The 19,139-nt window shown below is 67.5% G+C and carries 19 protein-coding genes; 10 read left to right on the forward strand and 9 right to left on the reverse strand.

All coding sequences use genetic code 11. The features are described from left to right. The first annotated feature begins 4 nt into the window (after window positions 1-4). From KPB06_RS22170 to KPB06_RS22190, 5 genes are read left to right on the forward strand one after another with little or no spacing between them, the layout of a single operon-like run. Complete coding sequence (locus KPB06_RS22170; RefSeq protein WP_059577040.1) at window positions 5-604, forward strand: aminodeoxychorismate/anthranilate synthase component II; 600 nt, start codon at window positions 5-7, stop codon at window positions 602-604. A gap of 13 nt (window positions 605-617) precedes the next feature. Further along, on the forward strand, window positions 618-1,649 hold the full coding sequence (gene trpD / locus KPB06_RS22175; RefSeq protein WP_059577389.1) for an anthranilate phosphoribosyltransferase: 1,032 nt from the start codon (window positions 618-620) through the stop codon (window positions 1,647-1,649). Between the two features lie 28 nt (window positions 1,650-1,677). Beyond that, the gene (gene trpC / locus KPB06_RS22180) at window positions 1,678-2,463 is read left to right on the forward strand and encodes an indole-3-glycerol phosphate synthase TrpC (protein ID WP_054928329.1); all 786 of its coding nucleotides are present in this window, start codon (window positions 1,678-1,680) and stop codon (window positions 2,461-2,463) included. Next, window positions 2,463-3,089 carry a CYTH domain-containing protein gene (locus KPB06_RS22185; protein WP_059577043.1) on the forward strand — a complete coding sequence of 209 codons (627 nt, stop codon included), beginning with the start codon at window positions 2,463-2,465 and terminating at the stop codon, window positions 3,087-3,089. Before trpC ends, KPB06_RS22185 begins: the two co-directional genes overlap by 1 nt. A 13-nt stretch (window positions 3,090-3,102) precedes the next feature. Next, on the forward strand, window positions 3,103-4,026 hold the full coding sequence (locus tag KPB06_RS22190) for a uracil-DNA glycosylase (RefSeq protein ID WP_059577046.1): 924 nt from the start codon (window positions 3,103-3,105) through the stop codon (window positions 4,024-4,026). A gap of 115 nt (window positions 4,027-4,141) precedes the next feature. Here the strand turns inward: KPB06_RS22190 and KPB06_RS22195 are convergent, their stop codons facing one another. From KPB06_RS22195 to KPB06_RS22210, 4 genes are all read right to left on the reverse strand, one after another. Further along, complete coding sequence (locus KPB06_RS22195; RefSeq protein ID WP_059577049.1) at window positions 4,142-4,738, reverse strand: FMN-dependent NADH-azoreductase; 597 nt, start codon at window positions 4,736-4,738, stop codon at window positions 4,142-4,144. A 147-nt stretch (window positions 4,739-4,885) separates the two neighbouring features. Beyond that, window positions 4,886-6,685 (reverse strand): M61 family metallopeptidase, encoded by a 1,800-nt coding sequence (locus tag KPB06_RS22200; protein WP_059577052.1) that lies wholly within the window; start codon window positions 6,683-6,685, stop codon window positions 4,886-4,888. A 105-nt stretch (window positions 6,686-6,790) separates the two neighbouring features. Continuing rightward, the gene (locus KPB06_RS22205; RefSeq protein ID WP_059577055.1) at window positions 6,791-7,519 is read right to left on the reverse strand and encodes a DsbC family protein; all 729 of its coding nucleotides are present in this window, start codon (window positions 7,517-7,519) and stop codon (window positions 6,791-6,793) included. Between the two features lie 90 nt (window positions 7,520-7,609). Continuing rightward, window positions 7,610-8,788, reverse strand: coding sequence for a UbiH/UbiF family hydroxylase (locus tag KPB06_RS22210; RefSeq protein WP_059577057.1), 1,179 nt, complete (start codon window positions 8,786-8,788; stop codon window positions 7,610-7,612). Window positions 8,789-9,035: 247 nt separating this feature from the next. On the opposite strand from KPB06_RS22210, the gene ychF reads away from it, so the two are divergent. Together ychF and KPB06_RS22220 are read left to right on the forward strand one after the other, a co-directional pair. Further along, window positions 9,036-10,130, forward strand: coding sequence for a redox-regulated ATPase YchF (gene ychF, locus KPB06_RS22215; protein ID WP_006482062.1), 1,095 nt, complete (start codon window positions 9,036-9,038; stop codon window positions 10,128-10,130). A gap of 107 nt (window positions 10,131-10,237) precedes the next feature. Next, the gene (locus tag KPB06_RS22220; RefSeq protein WP_059577060.1) at window positions 10,238-10,663 is read left to right on the forward strand and encodes a lysozyme inhibitor LprI family protein; all 426 of its coding nucleotides are present in this window, start codon (window positions 10,238-10,240) and stop codon (window positions 10,661-10,663) included. Window positions 10,664-10,943: 280 nt separating this feature from the next. Here the strand turns inward: KPB06_RS22220 and gabP are convergent, their stop codons facing one another. From gabP to KPB06_RS22235, 3 genes are all read right to left on the reverse strand, one after another. After that, a complete protein-coding gene (gabP, locus tag KPB06_RS22225; RefSeq protein ID WP_059577062.1) occupies window positions 10,944-12,335 on the reverse strand; it encodes a GABA permease in 1,392 nt (463 codons plus the stop codon). A 375-nt stretch (window positions 12,336-12,710) separates the two neighbouring features. After that, on the reverse strand, window positions 12,711-13,055 hold the full coding sequence (locus tag KPB06_RS22230; protein ID WP_059577066.1) for an MmcQ/YjbR family DNA-binding protein: 345 nt from the start codon (window positions 13,053-13,055) through the stop codon (window positions 12,711-12,713). Between the two features lie 81 nt (window positions 13,056-13,136). Next, the gene (locus tag KPB06_RS22235; RefSeq protein WP_059577069.1) at window positions 13,137-14,402 is read right to left on the reverse strand and encodes an MFS transporter; all 1,266 of its coding nucleotides are present in this window, start codon (window positions 14,400-14,402) and stop codon (window positions 13,137-13,139) included. 193 nt (window positions 14,403-14,595) lie between these two features. On the opposite strand from KPB06_RS22235, the gene gcvA reads away from it, so the two are divergent. The 3 genes from gcvA to ettA all read left to right on the forward strand — a co-directional run bounded on the left by gcvA (window position 14,596) and on the right by ettA (window position 17,760). Further along, window positions 14,596-15,513 (forward strand): transcriptional regulator GcvA, encoded by a 918-nt coding sequence (gcvA, locus tag KPB06_RS22240; protein ID WP_059577072.1) that lies wholly within the window; start codon window positions 14,596-14,598, stop codon window positions 15,511-15,513. Between the two features lie 99 nt (window positions 15,514-15,612). Further along, window positions 15,613-15,921: a DUF3761 domain-containing protein gene (locus KPB06_RS22245; RefSeq protein ID WP_059577075.1), complete on the forward strand. Its 309-nt coding sequence runs from the start codon at window positions 15,613-15,615 to the stop codon at window positions 15,919-15,921. 171 nt (window positions 15,922-16,092) lie between these two features. Next, a complete protein-coding gene (gene ettA / locus KPB06_RS22250; protein ID WP_006494122.1) occupies window positions 16,093-17,760 on the forward strand; it encodes an energy-dependent translational throttle protein EttA in 1,668 nt (555 codons plus the stop codon). Between the two features lie 133 nt (window positions 17,761-17,893). On the opposite strand, the gene KPB06_RS22255 is transcribed toward ettA, so the two are convergent. Continuing rightward, window positions 17,894-18,517, reverse strand: a complete 624-nt coding sequence (locus tag KPB06_RS22255) for an HAD family hydrolase (RefSeq protein ID WP_059577077.1) — start codon at window positions 18,515-18,517, stop codon at window positions 17,894-17,896. Continuing rightward, window positions 18,514-19,065, reverse strand: a complete 552-nt coding sequence (locus KPB06_RS22260) for a cysteine hydrolase family protein (protein WP_059577080.1) — start codon at window positions 19,063-19,065, stop codon at window positions 18,514-18,516. Before KPB06_RS22260 ends, KPB06_RS22255 begins: the two co-directional genes overlap by 4 nt. Window positions 19,066-19,139 lie beyond the last annotated feature (74 nt).

Below are 19,139 nucleotides of genomic sequence, written 5' to 3' on the forward strand. Positions count from 1 at the left end.
GACCATGCTGCTCATGATCGACAACTACGACTCGTTTACCTACAACCTGGTCCAGTACTTCGGCGAACTCGGCGAGGACGTGCGTACCTGCCGCAACGACGAAATCACGCTCGACGACATCGCGCGCCTGAACCCCGACACCATCTGCCTGTCGCCCGGCCCGAGCAATCCGCAGCACGCGGGCATCACGCTCGACGTGCTGCGCGAATTCGCGGGCAGGAAGCCGATCCTCGGCGTCTGCCTCGGCCACCAGGCGATCGGCGAAGCATTCGGCGGCCGCGTCGTGCGCGCGAAGACCATCATGCACGGCAAGGTGAGCCGGATCGAAACCGATTGCCGCGGCGTATTCGCCGATCTGCCGAAGCATTTCGACGTCACGCGCTATCACTCCCTCGCGATCGAGCGCGAATCGCTGCCCGACTGCCTCGAGGTGTCCGCGTGGACCGACGACGGCGAGATCATGGGCGTGCGCCACAAGACGCTGCCGGTCGAAGGCGTGCAGTTCCACCCGGAATCGATTCTCTCGGAGCATGGCCACGCGCTGCTCGAGAATTTCCTGAAGCAGCATCGCGCAGCGGCCCATGCCGCCGCACCGGCCGCGTGACGGGAGACGCACGATGACGATTACCCCGCAGGAAGCGCTGCAGCGCACGATCGAGCACCGCGAAATCTTCCACGACGAAATGCTCCACCTGATGCGGCTGATCATGCGCGGCGACATGTCGCCCGTGATGGCGGCCGCGATCATCACCGGGCTGCGCGTGAAGAAGGAGACGATCGGCGAGATCGCCGCCGCCGCGACCGTGATGCGCGAATTCGCGAACCACGTCGAGGTGCAGGACAACTCGAATTTCGTCGACATCGTCGGCACCGGCGGCGACGGCTCGCACACGTTCAACATCTCGACCGCGTCGATGTTCGTCACGGCGGCTGCGGGCGCGAAGGTCGCGAAGCACGGCAACCGCGGCGTGTCGAGCAAATCCGGCAGCGCCGACGTGCTCGAAGCGCTCGGCGTGAACATCGATCTGCAATCGGACCAGGTCGCCGCGTCGATCGCCGAAACCGGCATGGGCTTCATGTTCGCGCCGAACCATCATCCGGCGATGAAGAACATCGCGGCCGTGCGCCGCGAGCTCGGCGTGCGCACGATCTTCAACATCCTCGGCCCGCTGACCAATCCGGCCGGCGCGCCGAACCAGCTGATGGGCGTGTTTCACCCCGACCTCGTCGGCATCCAGGTGCGCGTGATGCAGCGCCTCGGCGCGCAGCACGTGCTCGTCGTGTACGGCAAGGACGGGATGGACGAGGTGTCGCTCGGCGCCGCGACGCTCGTCGGCGAGTTGCGCGACGGCAAGGTGCACGAGTACGAGATCCATCCGGAGGATTTCGGCCTGCAGATGGTGTCGAACCGCACGCTGAAGGTGGAAAATGCGGACGAATCGCGCACGATGCTGCTCGGCGCGCTGGACAACCAGCCTGGCGTCGCGCGCGAGATCGTCACGCTGAACGCGGGCACCGCGCTCTATGCGGCCAATATCGCCGAGTCGATCGCGGACGGCATCCAGCTCGCCCGCGAAGCGATCGCAAGCGGCAAGGCCCGCGCGAAAGTCGACGAACTCGTGCGCTTCACGCAGCAGTTCAAGCGCTGACCCTCTTACGAATCCAGCAGGAACCCACATGAGCGACATTCTCGACCGAATCATCGCCGTCAAGCGCGAAGAAATCGCGGCGGCCCTGCGCAGCACGCCGCTCGAGGCACTGAAACTCGAAGCATCCGCGCGCGACCTGCGCGACTTCGTCGGCGCGCTGCGCGCGAAGCACGCGGCCGGCAACGCCGCCGTGATCGCCGAAATCAAGAAGGCAAGCCCGTCGAAAGGCGTGCTGCGCGAGCATTTCGTGCCGGCCGACATCGCGCGCTCGTATGCGGCGCACGGCGCCGCGTGCCTGTCGGTGCTGACCGACGAGCAGTTCTTCCAGGGCGGCGTCCGCTACCTCGAGGAAGCGCGCGCGGCCTGCACGCTGCCGGTGCTGCGCAAGGACTTCATCGTCGACGCGTACCAGATCGTCGAAGCCCGCGCGATGGGCGCCGACGCGATCCTGCTGATTGCCGCCGCGCTCGACACGCCGCTGATGCAGGATCTGGAAGCCTATGCGCACTCGCTCGGCCTCGCGGTGCTCGTCGAAGTGCACGACCGCCACGAGATGGAACAGGCGCTGACGCTCAAGACGCCGCTGCTCGGCATCAACAACCGCAACCTGCGCACGTTCGAGACGTCGATCCAGACCACGCTCGACATGCTGGACATGATTCCGGCGGACCGCATCGTCGTGACCGAATCGGGCATCCTGTCGCGCACCGACGTCGATACGATGCGCGCGGCGAACGTGAACACGTTCCTCGTCGGCGAGGCGTTCATGCGCGCGGATCAGCCGGGCGAGGAACTCGCACGGATGTTCTTCTGATGGCGATCGAAAAGGAAATCAAGCTCGCGCTGCCGGCCGGCCAGGCCGATGCCGCGCGCCGCTTCTTCGAGACGCTGACCGGCGAACCCGGTCACGCGATCACGCTCGCGAACGTCTATTACGACACGCCCGACCTCGCGCTGGCGCACTCGAAGAGCGCGGTGCGCGTGCGCCGCACGCCGGACGGTTGGCTGCAGACGTTCAAGACGGTCGGCAGCGCGGAAGGCGGCCTGCATAGCCGCCACGAATGGGAACTGCCGGTCGCGGGCGACGCGCTCGAAATCGATGCGCTCGTCGCGGCCTGCGACGTGCCGGAAGCCGCCGCCGCGCTGAATGACGCGGCCGGCGCGCTGCATGCGCTGTTCCGCACGGATTTTTCGCGTACGCTGTGGCGCATCGCCATCGGCGGCGCGACGGTCGAGGCCGCGGTGGACCTCGGCGAGATCGTCGTCCAGGCGGAACACGAAACGCGCAGCGAACCGATCAGCGAAATCGAACTCGAATTGATCGACGGCCCGGAAACGGCGCTGGCGACGCTCGCCGCCGAACTGCAGCAGGCGCTGCCGGGCCTCGTTCCCGAAAACATCAGCAAGGCGCAGCGCGGCTACCGGCTGCGCGCGCAATAAACCCGCATCACGCATGGCAACCCGCAAGACTTCCCGCGCGCCGCAACAGGCGTCGCTGTTCGACGATCCCGTGCCGGAAACGGCGCAGGCCGATATTCCGTCCGCGGCGTCCGAGCCGCCTGCCGCTCGGCGCAAAGCAGCGAAGAAAACCGCAGCACCCGCGCCCATGCCCGAGCCGGCCTCGGCCGCCGCGGCGCCGCGCCCCGTCGCCGCCGACGTACCGCATCTCGCCGCGCAATTCGACGCGCTGCCGGCTGTCTGGCGCGACGTGCTGAAACCGTTCACCGACAGCGACGCGTACGCGCCGCTGTGCCGCTTCGTCGATGAGGAGCGTGCGGCCGGCAAGACGGTCTACCCGACCGACGTGTTCCGCGCGCTGCGCCTGACGAGCCCGGACGACGTGAAGGTCGTGATCCTCGGCCAGGATCCGTACCACGGCGACGATCGCGGCACGCCGCAGGCGCACGGCCTCGCGTTCTCGGTGCCGCCGGCCGTCCGCACGCCGCCGTCGCTGCGCAACATCTTCAAGGAAATCGCCGCGAACTTCGGTCACGACACGCCGCGGCACGGCTGCCTCGACACGTGGGCGCGCCAGGGCGTGCTGCTGCTCAACACCGTGCTGACGGTCGAGCGCGGCGCGGCCGCGAGCCATGCTAAGCGCGGCTGGGAGCAATGCACGGACACGCTGATCCGCGAGCTCGCCGGCCGTCATCGCGGGCTCGTGTTCATGCTGTGGGGCGCGCACGCGCAGGCCAAGCGCGCCCTGTTCGACGCGAACGCGCATTGCGTGCTCGAGGCGCCGCATCCGTCGCCGCTGTCCGCGCATCGCGGCTTCCTCGGCTGCCGCCATTTCGCGCTCGCGAACGACTATCTGGTCGAAGCAGGCCGCGAACCGATCGACTGGCGTCTGCCGGACGTGGCCGAAACGCTCGCGTAACGGCCCAGGCGGCGAGTTCGCCGGCCGAATGCAAAAACGCCGCGCCCCTTTCGGGGCGCGGCGTTTTTTATCGGGTGACGCAGCCGGTGCGTCGCACCCGCGTCGACCTCACGCGTTACGCGGCGGCGATCGCCTCGCGCGCGCTGGCGAGCGCGGCGCTTTGCGCATCCGGGCCGAGGTTCAGGCCTTCCGCGAAGATGAAGCTCACGTCGGTCAGGCCGATGAAGCCGAGGAACGTGCGCAGGTAAGGCGTCTGGCTGTCGTTCGGCGTGCCGGCGTACTTGCCGCCGCGGGCCGTCACCACGTGAACCTTCTTGCCCTTGATCAGGCCTTCCGGACCGTTCTCGGTGTAGCGGAACGTGACGCCTGCGCGGGCGATCCAGTCGAAATACGTCTTCAATTGCGACGAGATGCCGAAGTTGTACATCGGTGCGCCGATCACGATGATGTCGGCAGCCTGCAACTCGGCGATCAGCGCATCGCTCTTCGCGACGATCGCATTCTGTTCCGCGGTGCGCTTGTCGGCCGGCGTGAAGAATGCGCCGAGCACCGATTCGTCGAGGTGCGGCAGCGCGTCGGCCAGCAGATCGCGAACCACGACGTTCGCGCCGGGGTTCGATTGTTGCAGCTTTGCCGTCAGTTCGTTGGCCAGCAGCGTGGATTGCGCGCCTTGCGAACGCGCAGCGGAATTGATTTGCAGAATGGTCGTCATGTCAGGCTCCGGTAGGGTTGCGCTTCGGTAGCGCGAGTGACGCCATTGTGCGTGGCCGCATGACCGCGAAAAAGCGGGCCCAGGGCGACGGATTGTTGCAGCAGCAGAACAATCCTTGATCGCGCCCCGATACCCGCTTTCGGACGATTACCCCTTCAGCCAGGCTTCGCGGGCCTTCGTGGCCGCAGCCGGCTTCGCGGCCGCCGTCAGCCGGTAGCGCGTGACGTCCGGGCCGTCGAGCTTCAGTTTCGCGGTGCGCAGCTCGTCGCGGCGAAACGCGTGAACCTCGACCTTGTCGCCCGGCCGGTAGCGCGCGAGCAGCGCATCGAGGTTCGTGCCCGTCACGCGCAGCCCGTCGACCGCGATCAGCGTGTCGCCGGCCGACAACCCCGCGCGATGCGCGGCGCCGCCTTCGTAGACCGCCGCGAGCGTGCAGTCCGCGCCGCCGCGCAAACGCGCGCCGATCGTCGGCTTCGCGGCCGCGCCGGTCGCGACGTCGGGCGCCAGCGTTACGCCGAACGGCGCAAGCAGTTCGGCAAGCGGCAGATCGCGCGTGCCGTGCACGGCGTCGGCGAACAGGCGGCCGAGCGCGACGCCCGTCGCTTCCTCGATCAGCACCTCGACTTCGTTTTCCTCGACGCCCGCCTGCTTGCCGCGATAGAAATCGCGGCCGTAGCGTTGCCACAGCAGGCGCATCACGTCGTCGAGCGACTTCCGGTTGCGCGTCCGCGCACGGATCGCGAGATCGAATGCCAGCGCAACGAGCGAGCCCTTCGTGTAATAGCTGACGATCGCGTTGGTCGCGTTCTCGTCCTGGCGGTAGTACTTGATCCACGCGTCGAACGAGCTTTCCGCGACGCTCTGCTTGAGCCGGCCCGTGCCGCGCAGCACGCCGCCGATGGTGCGGCCCAGCGCCGCGAAATATTCGTCCTGCGACATCAGCCCGCTGCGGACCAGCATCAGGTCGTCGTAATACGACGTGAAGCCCTCGAACAGCCACAACAGCGACGTGTAGTTCTCGCGCGTGAGGTCGTACGGCACGAACGCCGCCGGCTTGATGCGCTTCACGTTCCACGTGTGGAAATACTCGTGGCTGCAAAGCCCGAGATACGTGCGATAGCCTTCCGTCGTTTCGGGGCGCCCTTTCACCGGCAGGTCGGTCCGGTTGCAGATCAGCGCGGTCGACGCGCGATGCTCGAGGCCGCCGTAGCCGTCGCTGACTGCAAGCGTCATGAACACGTAGCGGTCCATCGGCGCCTTCTTCGATTTCGGCTCGAACAGCGCGATCTGCGCTTCGCACACGCGCTTCAGATCGGTACGCAGCCGCTCCAGGTCGAGCTGGGTCACGCGTCCGGCGATCACGATGTCATGCGGCACGCAGTGCGCGTCGAACGTCGCGAGCGCGAATTCGCCGATCGTCACCGGATGGTCGGACAGTTCGTCGTAGTTCGCCGCGCGATACGCGCCGAAACCGTAGCGCTTCGTGCCGCGCGCCTCGGGCAGCGCGGTGCCGACACGCCATGTGCGGAACGCCGCGCCGGCCGGTTTCGCGATGTCGACTTCGCAGGGCGCCTCCTCGCGGCCCGCGACGCTCAGGAACACGGCCGTCGCGTTGAAGAAGCCGCCCGATTCGTCGAGATACGCGGAGCGCACCGACAGGTCCCACGCATACACGTCGTAACGCAGCGTCAGCGTGCCGGTGACGGGCGCGGCCTGCCACGTATGCTTGTCGGTCTTCGCGATGCGCACCTTGCGGCCCGCGTCGTTGAACGCGCCGAGCGTCACGATGTTGCGCGCGAACTCGCGCACGAGATAGCTGCCCGGAATCCATACCGGCAGCGAGAAACGCTGGCCTTCGGGATCGGGATCGGCAACCGTCACCGTCACTTCGAACAGGTGCGCGGCAAGATCTTTCGGGACAATCGAATAGCGGATCGGCTGGGTCATCGTGGCAATCGGTCGGTCGAATACGGCGGCGAAAACGAAGAGAGGCGCCGGCAGATCGTGCGGGCGCCCCTCGCTGGCCGGGCCATGCGCCCGGCGTGCAGTCGGTTACTTGCTCGAGGCGAGCGCCTGGTTGAGCTGGTCGGCCGATACCGCGCCCGGCAGGCGGCGGCCGTCCGGCAGGAAGATCGTCGGCGTGCCCGTGACGTTCATCCCGCGGCCCAGCGCGAGGTTCTTGTCGAGCGCGCTGGTATCGCAGGTACCGGGGCCGGACGGCGCGCGGTGGTCGAGCATCCAGCTCGCCCACGTCTTCGCACGGTCGGTCGCGCACCAGATAGCCTTCGACTTCGCGGTCGAATCCGGCGACAGCACCGGGTACAGGAACGTGTAGACGGTCACGTTGTCGACCGACTGCAGCGTCGTCTCGAGCTTCTTGCAGTACGGGCAGTTCGGATCGGAGAACACCGCGATCTTGCGGGCGCCGTTGCCCTTGACGACCTTGATCGCATTCGCGAACGGCAGGCTCGCGAAATCGATCTTGTTGATTTCGGACAGGCGGGCGTCGGTCAGGTTCTTGTGCGTCTTGGCGTCGACGAGATCGCCGAGCAGCACGTAGTCACCCGCCGCGTCGCTATAGATGATCTGCGAGCCGAGGTTCACTTCGTAAAGCCCTGCAACCGGCGATTTCGACACGCTCTTGATCGGCGCGTCGTTGCCGAGACGGGCTTGCAGCGTGGCCTTCAGCTTGTCGGTGGTCTGGTCGGCCTGCGCGGTGCAGCCCAGCGTCGCCATCGCGACGGCCAGCGCCAGCGATGCGATGCGGATCGTTTTTTTCATCGAAATCTTCCTTCAGCTCAATCGGAGTGCTCGGCACAGTGTACGCCGTTATGGAACCGTCTCCGACCCGTGCAGCGGCAGAAGGTTCGATCAGCCGAGCGCGGCCGACACGAGCCAGCGCTTGACGAGCGGCTGCGCGCCGACGAACGCCATGCCCGCATTGCGCACCGCCTTCGCGAGCGAGCCGGGCACCGCGAACAGCCGCTGCAGGCCGTCGGTGGCGACCATCAGCGCGCGGATGTCCTCGCGGCGCGAACGCTCGTAGCGGCGCAGCAGCACCGTATCGCCGAGATTCCGGAAGCTTTCCTTGCCCGCGATCGCGTCGGCGAGCGCGGCGACGTCGCGCAGGCCGAGGTTCATCCCCTGCCCCGCGAGCGGGTGGATCAGGTGCGCGGCATCGCCGACCAGCGCGACGCGCGGCGCGATCAGCTTGTCGACCGTCTGCAGCGCCAGCGGGAAGCCGGCGGCCGGCGTCACGCATTCGAGCGTGCCGAGCTGGCCGTGCGACACGCGCTCGACCTCGGCCGCGAGCTGCGCCGGATCGAGCGCCAGCAATTCATCCGCATGCGCGGTGTGCGCGGACCACACGAGCGACACGTGGCCGTCCGGCAGCGGCAGCAGCGCGACGATCTCGCCTTCGTGGAACCACTGCCAAGCCGTCTCGCGGTGCGGCCACGACGCCTTGAAGTTCGCGACGACGCCCGTCTGCCGGTAGTCGCGCCGCTCCACCCTGGCCCCCATTTGGGAGCGCACCCACGAATGCGCGCCGTCGGCGCCGACGACGAGATCGGCCTCGAGCACCTGCCCCGACGACAGCGTGAGCACGGCCGCGTCGTCGCGCACGTCGAAACCCTGCGCGCGCGCCTCGAACCACGTGAGGTTCGGCTGGAACCGCAGCGCGGCGTCGAGCGACGCCTCGACCAGCGACGACTCGGCGATCCATGCGAGCTGCGGCACGGACGCCTGGTAGGCGGAGAAATGCAGCTCGGCATGCGCGTCGCCATACACGCGCATGTCGTAGACCGGCGCGAGCCGGCCGTGGTCGAGCGCCTGCCACACCCGCAGCCGCTCGAGCAACGCCTGTGAACTGGACGACAGCGCGTAGACGCGCGTGTCGAACGCGAGATCGGCGGGGCGCGGCGTGGCCGGCTGGGCGAGCAAGGCTGTCTTGTAGCCGGACTGGGTCAGCGCGAGCGCGGCCGTCTTGCCGACGAGCCCGCCGCCGACCACGGCGACGTCGAAGGTGTGGTGGGCAGTCATGGCGGGCATTATAGCCGCGGGGCCAAACCCTTACGCGGCCGGACTTTGCGGGAAATCAGCAGAATCGCAGGCGCGGTGCGCGGGCGCGGCGGCGCGCCGCATCGGCCGTTCGGCGCCAGCCCGGAATCCGGGGCGCCGGCACGGTACAATAGCGTCTTTGACCGTCGGCCCGCCGCGCTCCACGCGCCGGCCGCCCTTTTTTCCCGCGCCGCCGTGCCCTGTCCGGCCGCGCCGCCTCACCCGTCCGAAGGATTCCATGAGTCTCAAATGCGGCATCGTCGGCTTGCCCAACGTCGGCAAGTCCACCCTGTTCAACGCGCTGACCAAGGCCGGCATCGCCGCCGAGAACTACCCGTTCTGCACGATCGAGCCGAACGTCGGCATCGTCGAAGTGCCGGATACGCGCCTGAAGGCGCTCTCCGAAATCGTCAAGCCGGAGCGTGTCGTGCCGGCCGTCGTCGAGTTCGTCGACATCGCGGGCCTCGTCGCGGGCGCGAGCAAGGGTGAAGGCCTCGGCAACCAGTTCCTCGCGAACATCCGCGAAACCGACGCGATCACGCACGTCGTGCGCTGCTTCGAGGACGAGAACGTCATTCACGTCGCCGGCAAGGTCAGCCCGATCGACGACATCGAAGTGATCAACACCGAACTCGCGCTCGCCGACCTCGGCACCATCGAGAAGGCGCTCACGCGTTATTCGAAGGCGGCGAAGTCGGGCAACGACAAGGAAGCGGCGAAGCTCGTCGCGGTGCTCGAGAAGGTGCGCGCGCAACTCGACCAGGGCAAGGCCGTGCGCGGCCTCGCGCTGTCGGACGACGAACAGGCGCTGATCAAGCCGTTCTGCCTGATCACCGCGAAGCCGGCGATGTATGTCGCGAACGTGAAGGACGACGGCTTCGAGAACAATCCGCACCTCGAGGCGGTGCGCAAGTACGCGGAAAGCGAAAATGCGCCGGTGGTCGCCGTGTGCGCGGCGATCGAGGCGGAAATCGCCGATCTCGACGACGCGGACAAGGAGGCATTCCTCGCCGACATGGGCATGGAAGAGCCGGGCCTCGACCGTGTGATCCGCGCGGGCTTCAAGCTGCTCGGCCTGCAGACCTACTTCACGGCGGGCGTGAAGGAAGTGCGCGCGTGGACGATCCACATCGGCGATACCGCTCCGCAGGCGGCCGGCGTGATCCACACCGACTTCGAGCGCGGCTTCATCCGCGCGCAGACGATCGCGTTCGACGACTTCGTCACGTACAAGGGCGAGCAAGGCGCGAAGGAAGCCGGCAAGATGCGCGCGGAAGGGAAGGAATATGTCGTGCACGACGGGGATGTGATGAACTTCCTGTTCAACGTTTGAGCGAATCTCCCAGGCGTAAGGCAATTCACGGAAAACCCCTTGCGGCCATAGTGCCGCAAGGGGTTTTCCGCTTAATGCTCCCAGCATCATTCCGCTAGCAGGCCACGATGACGAAGCACTGCCTATGGCTGTTCATGGCGGTTTCGGCTGCCGCACTCGCCGACCCGACACCGGCCGACGAGATATCCGCGCGCAGCGGTTTGCCGGCCAGTGAAGTCACCGCGCTGTTGAACCACTGCGACTCGAGCCAAACCGGCATGAATTTCTGCGCCTGGCGCGATCAGATCGTTGCCGAACGCGAATTGCAGCACGTTATCGACGAAGAGGTCCGCGCGCACCCGGAGCGCAAAACGTCGCTCGAGGCGCGGATCTCAAAATGGAAGAAGGCGCGAGACGCCTCATGCGAAAGGTCCGCACGCAAGGAATGGGGTGGAGGATCCATGCTTCCTGCGGCGGTAGCGATCTGTGCGACGGCATCGACGAAGAAGATGACGAAGACACTGTCCTCGACGCGGGATCAGGCCCCATCCTGATGTAAAGATGCGAACACACGCGAACGTGGTCGCTACTGCGCACCGGCACAGCAGCCGCGCTTCGATACCGGCCGACGCAGAGCATAGCCCGTCGGCCGCTTCAATTACCGCGACGGGCGCGACGAATCGGATTTGATCCGGCGCGCTTCAGTAGCGTTGCCCGATCGTTGATCCCGCAACGACATCCTGCCAATCGCGGAATAAAAACGGCCCGACCGGCAAACACCGATCGGGCCAAGTTTCACGGCGCGGGCTTTCCGCCCGCCATCACGTCACGCCATCACGTCGCCGACACGCGCCGCCCTTCACCCGCCCGCGCATCGCGCCCCCGCTTGTTCAACCACGACGCAAGCAGCACGAGCAACGCCAGCACGGCCGTCGCGCCCACTTCCATCCGATGATCCTCGCTGACGAACATCACGGTCAGCGTGCCGCAGATGAACAGGATCACGGCCCACGTGAGCCACGGGAACAGCCACATCCGCAGCGTCAGGTCGGCGCCGCCCGATTCGAGCGTCTTGCGCATCCGCAGTTGCGAGACCGCGATCACGAGATACACGAGTAGCGCGATCGCGCCCGACGTCGCGAGCAGGAACCCGAACACCTGCTCCGGCATCAGGTAGTTCGCGATCACGGTCAGGAAACCGAACGCGGTCGACGCGAGCACGGCCGCACGCGGCGTGCCGGTCGAATCGGTGCGATGCAGGAACGCGGGCGCGTCCTTGCGCCGGGACAGCGAGAACAGCATCCGCGACGCCGTGTACAGCGCCGAATTCAGGCAGCTCGCGACCGATACGAGCACGATCACGTCGATGATCGCCTTCGCGTTCGGGACGCCGATCAGTTCCATCGCGCGCTGATACGAACCGTGCTTCGGCAGCAGCGGGTCGTTCCACGGCACGATGGCCGCGACGACGAGGATCGAGCCAAGATAGAACAGCGTGATACGCCAGATGACGGAATTCGTCGCGCGCACGATCTGGCGTTGCGGGTTGTCCGATTCGGCGGCCGCGATCGTCACGATCTCGGTGCCGAGGAACGAGAACATCGTCGTCAGCATCGCCGCCAGCACCGCGCTCGCGCCGTGCGGCATGAAGCCGTCATGCACGAACAGGTTCGACACGCCCGACACGGCCGGTGCCGGAATGATGCCGACGATCGCCGCGCCGCCGATGCACAGGAACACGATGATCGCGACGACCTTGATCAGCGCGAACCAGAATTCGAATTCGCCGTAGTTCTTGACGGAAAAGAGATTGGTGACGGTGAGCAGCAGCGTGATGCCGAGCGCGAAAATCCACGTCGCGATGTCCGGGAACCACGCATTGAGGATGGTCGCGGCGGCGGTCGCCTCGATCGGGATCACCAGCACCCAGAACCACCAGTACAGCCAGCCGATCGTGAAGCCGGCCCAGTGGCCGATCGCGCGATCGGCATAGGTCGAGAACGACCCGCTGTCCGGATGCGCGACGGCCATCTCGCCGAGCATGCGCATCACCAGCACGACCAGCACGCCCGCGATCGCATACGCGAGTATCGATGCCGGCCCGGCTTCCGCGATCGCGTGCCCGGAGCCGACGAACAAGCCCGCGCCGATCACGCCGGCAATCGACATCATCGTTACGTGACGCTGCTTCAGGCCCGTGCCGAGGCCCGTGTTGCTTCCACTCATCTGTCTCTCTCCAAAAAACGGTTCCGGTACGACCGGTGTCGCGTGAAGGCGGCGCGGGGAGTTGTCGTTCTTGGGTCCGGCCGCGGCCGCGCGTGCGTCGCACGTGGGCATGGGCCGGATGGGGCCGCTCCGGTGGGGTCGTCCGCGCAGTCTGCGAAGCTGCGGGTGCGATGCGGCGCGCCAAGCGCCGGCGCATCGCGTACGCCCGTTCCGTCGGCTGTCGTCAGCCGCCTTCGAAGCGAAGGAGTGTAAGCACCAAACGGTTCTTCACTAAGAACCAATTGAGGAATTTCGATGGAACCACTCATTGCATCGATACGCACCGATGCAAGGTTTGATTGGTTCCGGCGCCGGCTCGAGCGCGGGGCGCGCCATTCAGTTCGCGTCGCGGGCAGCTTCGTCCCGCCACTTCGCCGGCACGATCGCGAGCCATTCGCGCAGAAGCAGTTTTTTCACGGCGTCGGGGCGCGCGGCCGACAGGCGCACCAGCACGATCGGCCAGCCGACATAGTGATCGGTCACGTAGTACACGTCGGGCGCCGACTCGATCAGCCATGCACGCTCGTCGGGGCCGACGCCCTTCACGACGAGCGTGTCGCCGTCCTCGCGCAGCCGCGCGAGCAGCTTGCCCTTCACCTTGAGCGCGGGCGTGCCGTACGACGTGCCTTCCTCGACGCCGCGCCATGCCAGTGCGATCTGCCGGACTTCGTCGAATGTCACGATGCCTCCCCGACCGTACGCCGATGGTTGACGGTCCGGCTACCCTACCGGAAACCGCGCGACACGCCCAGCCGCGCGGCGCTATGCGCCGGTCGCACGCGCGGCGGCCGGCGCACGCCCGGTGGTTGCGACGATCGCGAACGCAATCGCATTCGCGGCGGCGCTCGCGAGGATCGGCACGAGATAGCCGCCGCCCGCGTCGTAGATGAAGCCGGCGGCGGCCGGCCCGATCAGCGTGCCGAACGCGACGCTCGTGTACAGAATGCCGATGATCGCGCTCACGTTGCGCCCGCCGAAATAGTCCATCACGACGGCCGGCAGCACGGCGACCCAGCCGCCGTAGAACACGCCGAACACGAGTGCGAACGCGGCCAGCGTCGCGACGGTGCCGGCGCCCGCCCATGCGACGAGCGCGACGGCCATGCCGGCGAACATCGCGAGCAGCGATGCGCGGCGGCCGAAGCGATCGGCGAGGCCGCCGAGGAAGAAGCGGCCGGCCGTGCTGCCCACGCCGATCGCGCCGAGCAGCAGCACGGCCGTCGACGGCGCGACGCCATGATCGAGCGCGTACGGCACGAGGTGAACGAACGGGACGAACACGCCGAACGAGCAGACGAGGCAGGCCGCGTACAGGCTCGCGAACGGCCGCGACGTGACGGCTTCGCGGACCGTCGCGCCGGCATGCACGTTCGCACCGGTCGACGCAGCAGCGGCATCCCGACTGCCGCCGCCGGGTGCGTCGCCGTCCGGCAGCAATCCCCGCCTGCGCGGATCGTTCTCGATCAGCAGCGACATGCCGGCTCCCAGGACGATCACGAGCGCGGCCAGCGTGAAGTACGCGCCGCGCCAGCCGACCTGCGCGATCAGCGCGGACGCGAGCGGCGGCATCACCAGCGTGCCGACGCCGATCCCGGCGACCGCGAGCCCCGACGCGAACCCGCGCCGGCGCACGAACCAGCGCTGCACCGCACCGACGGCCGGCACGTACGCGCTGCCCACGCCGAACCCGACACCGAGCCCGTACGCGACATAGACTTGCAGCAGCGTATGCGCCGCGCCGGCGGCCGCGAGCCCCGCGCCGGTCAGCAGCATCCCGGCGACGGCGAGCCGTCGCGAGCCGAAACGATCGGCCAGCGGCCCGCTGACGATGCCGAAGCCGAAGTACAGGAAGCCGGCGAGCGAGAACACGAGCGAGATCTGGCCGCGCGACGCGGCGAAATCCCGCTGCAACGATTCGACGAACGCGCTGAACGTATACGCGCTGCCGAATCCGACGAACGTGACGGCGAACGCGGCCGCCACCACGTACCAGCCGTAGAAAAGGCGCGACGCGCCCGGGCGGTTCATGACGATGCTCCTCTCAGGTTCGACCGGCTGCCGCGCGGCAGCCGGGTTGCTCCGTGGATATAGTTGAACTATGTTGATCGCAGCGACTGCCGACATGCGACCGCAAAACAAGCGATCAGACGCATCAACGGTACTCGCGCGCACGCGCCGCCTCAAACGATATTTCGTCGACCTTTCGCTTTAGAAAAACTGAATGAATCGTTCCCGCCTGCCGCCGCTCAACGCACTGCGCGCCTTCGAAGCCGCGGCCCGCCACCTGTCGGTGAAGTCGGCGGCCGAGGAGCTGTCGGTCACGCCGGGCGCGGTGAGCCAGATGATCCGCGTGCTCGAGACGCATCTCGGCGTGCAACTGTTCGAGCGCGTGAACCGCGGGATCCTGCTGACGGCCGCCGGCCGCGACTACCTGCCGCCCGTGCGCAACGCGTTCCGGCAGATCGCCGATGCGTCGCAGCGCGTGTCGGGCGCCGCCGACAGCGGCGTGCTGACGGTGAGCGTCACGCCGTTCTTCGCGTCCGCATGGCTCGTCCCGCGCCTCGCGCAGTTCCGGCAGGCGTGCCCGGACGTCGACCTGCAGGTCGTCACGAGCCACGCCCTCGCGGATTTCGCGCGCGACGGCGTCGACGTCGCGATCCGCCACGGCCTCGGGCGTTACATCGGGCTGTGCGGCGAACGCCTGCTGACGGTGGAAATCGTCGCGCTCGCGTCGCCCGAACTCGTCGCGCGGCTCGGCATGCCGGCGACGCCGGCCGCGCTCGTCGGCTGGCCGCAGTTGCACGACGCCGAACGCAAGGGCTGGCACATCTGGTTCGGCGCGCAGCGGATCGACGATTTCGGGCCGCCGCGCGGCCCCGCGTTCGACGATTCGGGCCTGCTGCTGCAGGCGATCGTCGCGGGCCAGGGCGCCGGGCTGCTGCCGGCCGCGATGGTGCGCGGCGAGCTGGCGAGCGGCCGGCTCGTGCAGCTTGCCGATACCGCATGGCTCGACGATTTCGCGTACTACCTCGTCTATCCGCCGCATCATGCGGAACGGCCGAAGGTTGCGGCGTTCCGCCGGTGGATTCTCGATGCCGCGCAGACCGACGGCGCGGCGTCGATGTCCGGCGCGGCGTAGCGTCGCGCGGCGCCACGGCGCCGATCCGCTAACATGCGGCGCGGGCGGTCGGCTCGACATCGCCCGGTATCGATAACAACGAACGGAACGAGAGAGACCATGCGTGCCCTGCTCCGCCGCGCGACACACGTCGCGACCCTGTCCGCCGCGCTCTTCGCCGCGGGCGCCGCGTTACCCACGCCGGCACATGCCTATCGCGCGTCGCCCGGCCACGGCAACGAAGCCGATCTCGACCGTCACGACACGTATCGCAACCGCGACGGCGAAACCGTGCATGCGCCCGCGCATTCGAAATCGGGCCGCGTGCCGGACGGCGCGAGCGCACGCTGCCGCGACGGCACGTACAGCTTCAGCCGCCACCGGCGCGGCACGTGCTCGGGGCACGGCGGCGTCGCCGCGTGGCTGTGAGCGCGGGTCGGCCGAATGGCCTGCGCCGTGCCAGCGGCAGCCCGCAGCGAAGTACAATACGCGCTCGCACCGCCGCGCCCCGCGCGGCACGCTCCGTACCGAATCACCCGACGCCGCCACGCCCGCGCGCGCTGCGCGGCCGTCTCAACCACTTCTGACTTTCACACCGAAATGGCCCAATACGTTTTCACGATGAACCGGGTCGGCAAGATCGTGCCGCCCAAGCGCCAGATCCTGAAGGACATCTCGCTGTCGTTCTTTCCCGGCGCGAAGATCGGCGTGCTCGGCCTGAACGGCTCGGGCAAGTCGACGCTGATCCGCATCATGGCGGGCGTCGACAAGGACATCGAGGGCGAAGCCACGCCGATGCCGAACCTGAACATCGGCTACCTGCCGCAGGAACCGCAGCTCGATCCGACGAAGACCGTGCGCGAAGCCGTCGAGGAAGGCCTCGGCGACCTGTTCCAGGCCAACAAGAAGCTGGAAGAAATCTACGCGGCCTACGCCGAACCGGACGCCGACTTCGACGCGCTCGCGGCCGAGCAGGCGAAGTACGAGGCGATCCTCGCGTCGAGCGACGGCGGCAGCCCCGAGCAGCAGCTCGAAGTGGCGGCCGACGCGCTGCGCCTGCCGCCGTGGGACGCGAAGATCGAGCACCTGTCCGGCGGTGAAAAGCGCCGCGTCGCGCTGTGCAAGCTGCTGCTCGAAAAGCCCGACATGCTGCTGCTCGACGAACCGACCAACCACCTCGACGCCGAATCGGTCGACTGGCTCGAGCAGTTCCTGGTGCGCTTCCCGGGCACCGTCGTCGCGGTCACGCACGATCGCTACTTCCTCGACAACGCGGCCGAATGGATTCTCGAACTCGACCGCGGCCACGGCATTCCGTGGAAGGGCAACTACAGCAGCTGGCTCGACCAGAAGGAAGAGCGCCTGAAGCAGGAAGAAGCGTCGGAATCGGCACGCCAGAAGGCGATCAAGAAGGAACTGGAGTGGGTGCGCCAGAACCCGAAGGGCCGTCAGGCGAAGTCGAAGGCGCGTATCGCCCGCTTCGAGGAACTGAGCAGCCAGGAATACCAGAAGCGCAACGAAACGCAGGAAATCTTCATTCCGGCCGGCGAACGCCTCGGCAATGAAGTGATCGAGTTCAAGAACGTCAGCAAGTCGTTCGGCGACCGCCTGCTGATCGACAACCTGAGCTTCAAGATTCCGGCCGGCGCGATCGTCGGCATCATCGGGCCGAACGGCGCCGGCAAGTCGACGCTGTTCAAGATGCTGACCGGCAAGGAACAGCCGGATTCGGGCGAAGTCGTGATGGGCCCGACGGTGAAGCTCGCGTACGTCGACCAGAGCCGCGACGCGCTCGACGGGTCGAAGACGGTGTTCGAGGAAATCTCGGGCGGCGCCGACGTGCTGACGGTCGGCAAGTACGAAACGCCGTCGCGTGCGTACATCGGCCGCTTCAACTTCAAGGGCGGCGACCAGCAGAAGATCGTCGGCAACCTGTCCGGCGGCGAGCGCGGCCGCCTGCATCTCGCGAAGACGCTGATCTCGGGCGGCAACGTGCTGCTGCTGGACGAACCGTCGAACGACCTCGACGTCGAAACGCTGCGCGCGCTGGAAGACGCGCTGCTCGAATTCGCGGGTTCGGTGATGGTGATCTCGCACGATCGCTGGTTCCTCGACCGGATCGCGACGCACATCCTCGCGTTCGAAGGCGATTCGCAGGTCACGTTCTTCGACGGCAACTACCAGGAGTACGAAGCCGACAAGCGTGCGCGCCTCGGCGAGGAAGCCGCGAAGCCGAAGCGTCTGCGCTACAAGCCGATCAGCCGCTGAGCGGCGCGGCCCAGGCAACCGGCGCCGCGCTCACGCGGGGCCGGCGCCGAAGCGGGCCGCAACCGGCACGGCACAACGAAGAAGCGGGCTCATGGCCCGCTTTCTTTATCCCGCCCGGCGCTCGCCCCGACGCTTACGCGAGCGCGCCCAGTTCGCGCAGCCGCGCCTCGGTCGCCGCCGCGCTCGTGTGATGAATGCCATGCCAGCCGAGCGCCGTCGCGGCCGCCGCGTTGTGCGCGTTGTCGTCGATGAACACGAGCTCGTGCGGTGCGATGCCGGGCAGGTGCGGTTCGATCCGTGCCTGCATCTCGCGGTAGATCGCCGGATCGGGTTTCACGAGCTTCACGCGGCCCGACACGACGATGTCCTTGAACCGGCGCAGCACCGGGAAGTTGTCCCAGGCATACGGAAACGTCTGCGCGGACCAGTTGGTCAGCCCGAACAGCGGCATCCGCTGCGCGTCCAGCCGGTCGACGAGCGCCGCGCCCTCCTCCAGCACGCCGCCGATCATCTCGTGCCAGCGCGCGTAGAACGCGCGGATCAGCGCCTCGTGCTCCGGAAACTTCGCGACGAGTTCGGCCGTGCCTTCCTCGATCGTCTGCCCGCCGTCCTGGCGGACCACCCAGTCCATCGCGCACACGTGCGTGAGGAACCAGCGGCGCTCGGCATCGTCGGGAATCAGCTCACGGTAAAGGTACTCGGGGCTCCAGTCGATCAGCACGCCACCGAAATCGAACACCACTGCCTTGATCGTCATGCGAACTCCGTGGCGAGCACGTCCGCGAGCGGCCGCGGCGTCACCGCGCTGCCGGACAGCGAATTGTTGTTCCAGATGAAGTGGTGGTGCGCGACGATCTGCGCCGCCGACAGATGGGCGCGCTCGTTCGTCGTGTGCAGGTCGGACACGACGGTCGTCCGGTAGCCGAGCAGCGCGGCACGGCGCGCGGCGGAATCGACGCAGAACTCGGTCGCATAGCCGCAGATCAGCACCGAACGGATGCCGTGGCGATCGAGCTGCGCCGCGAGCGGCGTATCGTGAAACGCATCGCTTGCCTGCTTGCGCACGCGCCAGTCGGCTCGACCGACGACCAGCCCCGCATGCAGTTCCCAGCCCGGCGTGCCGGGCACGATGTCGTCGTCCGCGTCGCCGTCGTGCTGCACGAAGCACACCGGCGCGTTCGCCGCGCGCGCCGCCGCCGTCAACCTGTTGATGCCCGACACCACGTCGTCGAGCCGGTACGCGGGCTGCGCCCGCTCCACCAGCCCGCGCTGCATGTCGATTACGATCACCGCGGTGTCCGTCATTGCCTTCCCTCGCTGTTATCGTCCGGCCGTCGTTCGATCGTTGCCGAATCGCGATCCGGCCGTTGCCGCACGTT

Origin of the sequence: Burkholderia semiarida (genome assembly GCF_029268935.1) — a bacterium.
Lineage (GTDB): Bacteria > Pseudomonadota > Gammaproteobacteria > Burkholderiales > Burkholderiaceae > Burkholderia > Burkholderia semiarida.

What these genes read in the sequence shown, in the direction of transcription:
- KPB06_RS22235 (WP_059577069.1), bottom strand. Translation starts at nt 14,402, where the DNA reads ATGAACCGCCCGGGCGCGTCGCGCCTTTTCTACGGCTGGTACGTGGTG.
- KPB06_RS22185 (WP_059577043.1), top strand. Translation starts at nt 2,463, where the DNA reads ATGGCGATCGAAAAGGAAATCAAGCTCGCGCTGCCGGCCGGCCAGGCC.
- KPB06_RS22260 (WP_059577080.1), bottom strand. Translation starts at nt 19,065, where the DNA reads ATGACGGACACCGCGGTGATCGTAATCGACATGCAGCGCGGGCTGGTG.
- KPB06_RS22220 (WP_059577060.1), top strand. Translation starts at nt 10,238, where the DNA reads ATGACGAAGCACTGCCTATGGCTGTTCATGGCGGTTTCGGCTGCCGCA.
- KPB06_RS22170 (WP_059577040.1), top strand. Translation starts at nt 5, where the DNA reads ATGCTGCTCATGATCGACAACTACGACTCGTTTACCTACAACCTGGTC.
- KPB06_RS22245 (WP_059577075.1), top strand. Translation starts at nt 15,613, where the DNA reads ATGCGTGCCCTGCTCCGCCGCGCGACACACGTCGCGACCCTGTCCGCC.
- gcvA (WP_059577072.1), top strand. Translation starts at nt 14,596, where the DNA reads ATGAATCGTTCCCGCCTGCCGCCGCTCAACGCACTGCGCGCCTTCGAA.
- gabP (WP_059577062.1), bottom strand. Translation starts at nt 12,335, where the DNA reads ATGAGTGGAAGCAACACGGGCCTCGGCACGGGCCTGAAGCAGCGTCAC.
- trpD (WP_059577389.1), top strand. Translation starts at nt 618, where the DNA reads ATGACGATTACCCCGCAGGAAGCGCTGCAGCGCACGATCGAGCACCGC.
- KPB06_RS22205 (WP_059577055.1), bottom strand. Translation starts at nt 7,519, where the DNA reads ATGAAAAAAACGATCCGCATCGCATCGCTGGCGCTGGCCGTCGCGATG.
- trpC (WP_054928329.1), top strand. Translation starts at nt 1,678, where the DNA reads ATGAGCGACATTCTCGACCGAATCATCGCCGTCAAGCGCGAAGAAATC.
- ychF (WP_006482062.1), top strand. Translation starts at nt 9,036, where the DNA reads ATGAGTCTCAAATGCGGCATCGTCGGCTTGCCCAACGTCGGCAAGTCC.
- KPB06_RS22190 (WP_059577046.1), top strand. Translation starts at nt 3,103, where the DNA reads ATGGCAACCCGCAAGACTTCCCGCGCGCCGCAACAGGCGTCGCTGTTC.
- ettA (WP_006494122.1), top strand. Translation starts at nt 16,093, where the DNA reads ATGGCCCAATACGTTTTCACGATGAACCGGGTCGGCAAGATCGTGCCG.
- KPB06_RS22195 (WP_059577049.1), bottom strand. Translation starts at nt 4,738, where the DNA reads ATGACGACCATTCTGCAAATCAATTCCGCTGCGCGTTCGCAAGGCGCG.
- KPB06_RS22200 (WP_059577052.1), bottom strand. Translation starts at nt 6,685, where the DNA reads ATGACCCAGCCGATCCGCTATTCGATTGTCCCGAAAGATCTTGCCGCG.
- KPB06_RS22255 (WP_059577077.1), bottom strand. Translation starts at nt 18,517, where the DNA reads ATGACGATCAAGGCAGTGGTGTTCGATTTCGGTGGCGTGCTGATCGAC.
- KPB06_RS22210 (WP_059577057.1), bottom strand. Translation starts at nt 8,788, where the DNA reads ATGCCCGCCATGACTGCCCACCACACCTTCGACGTCGCCGTGGTCGGC.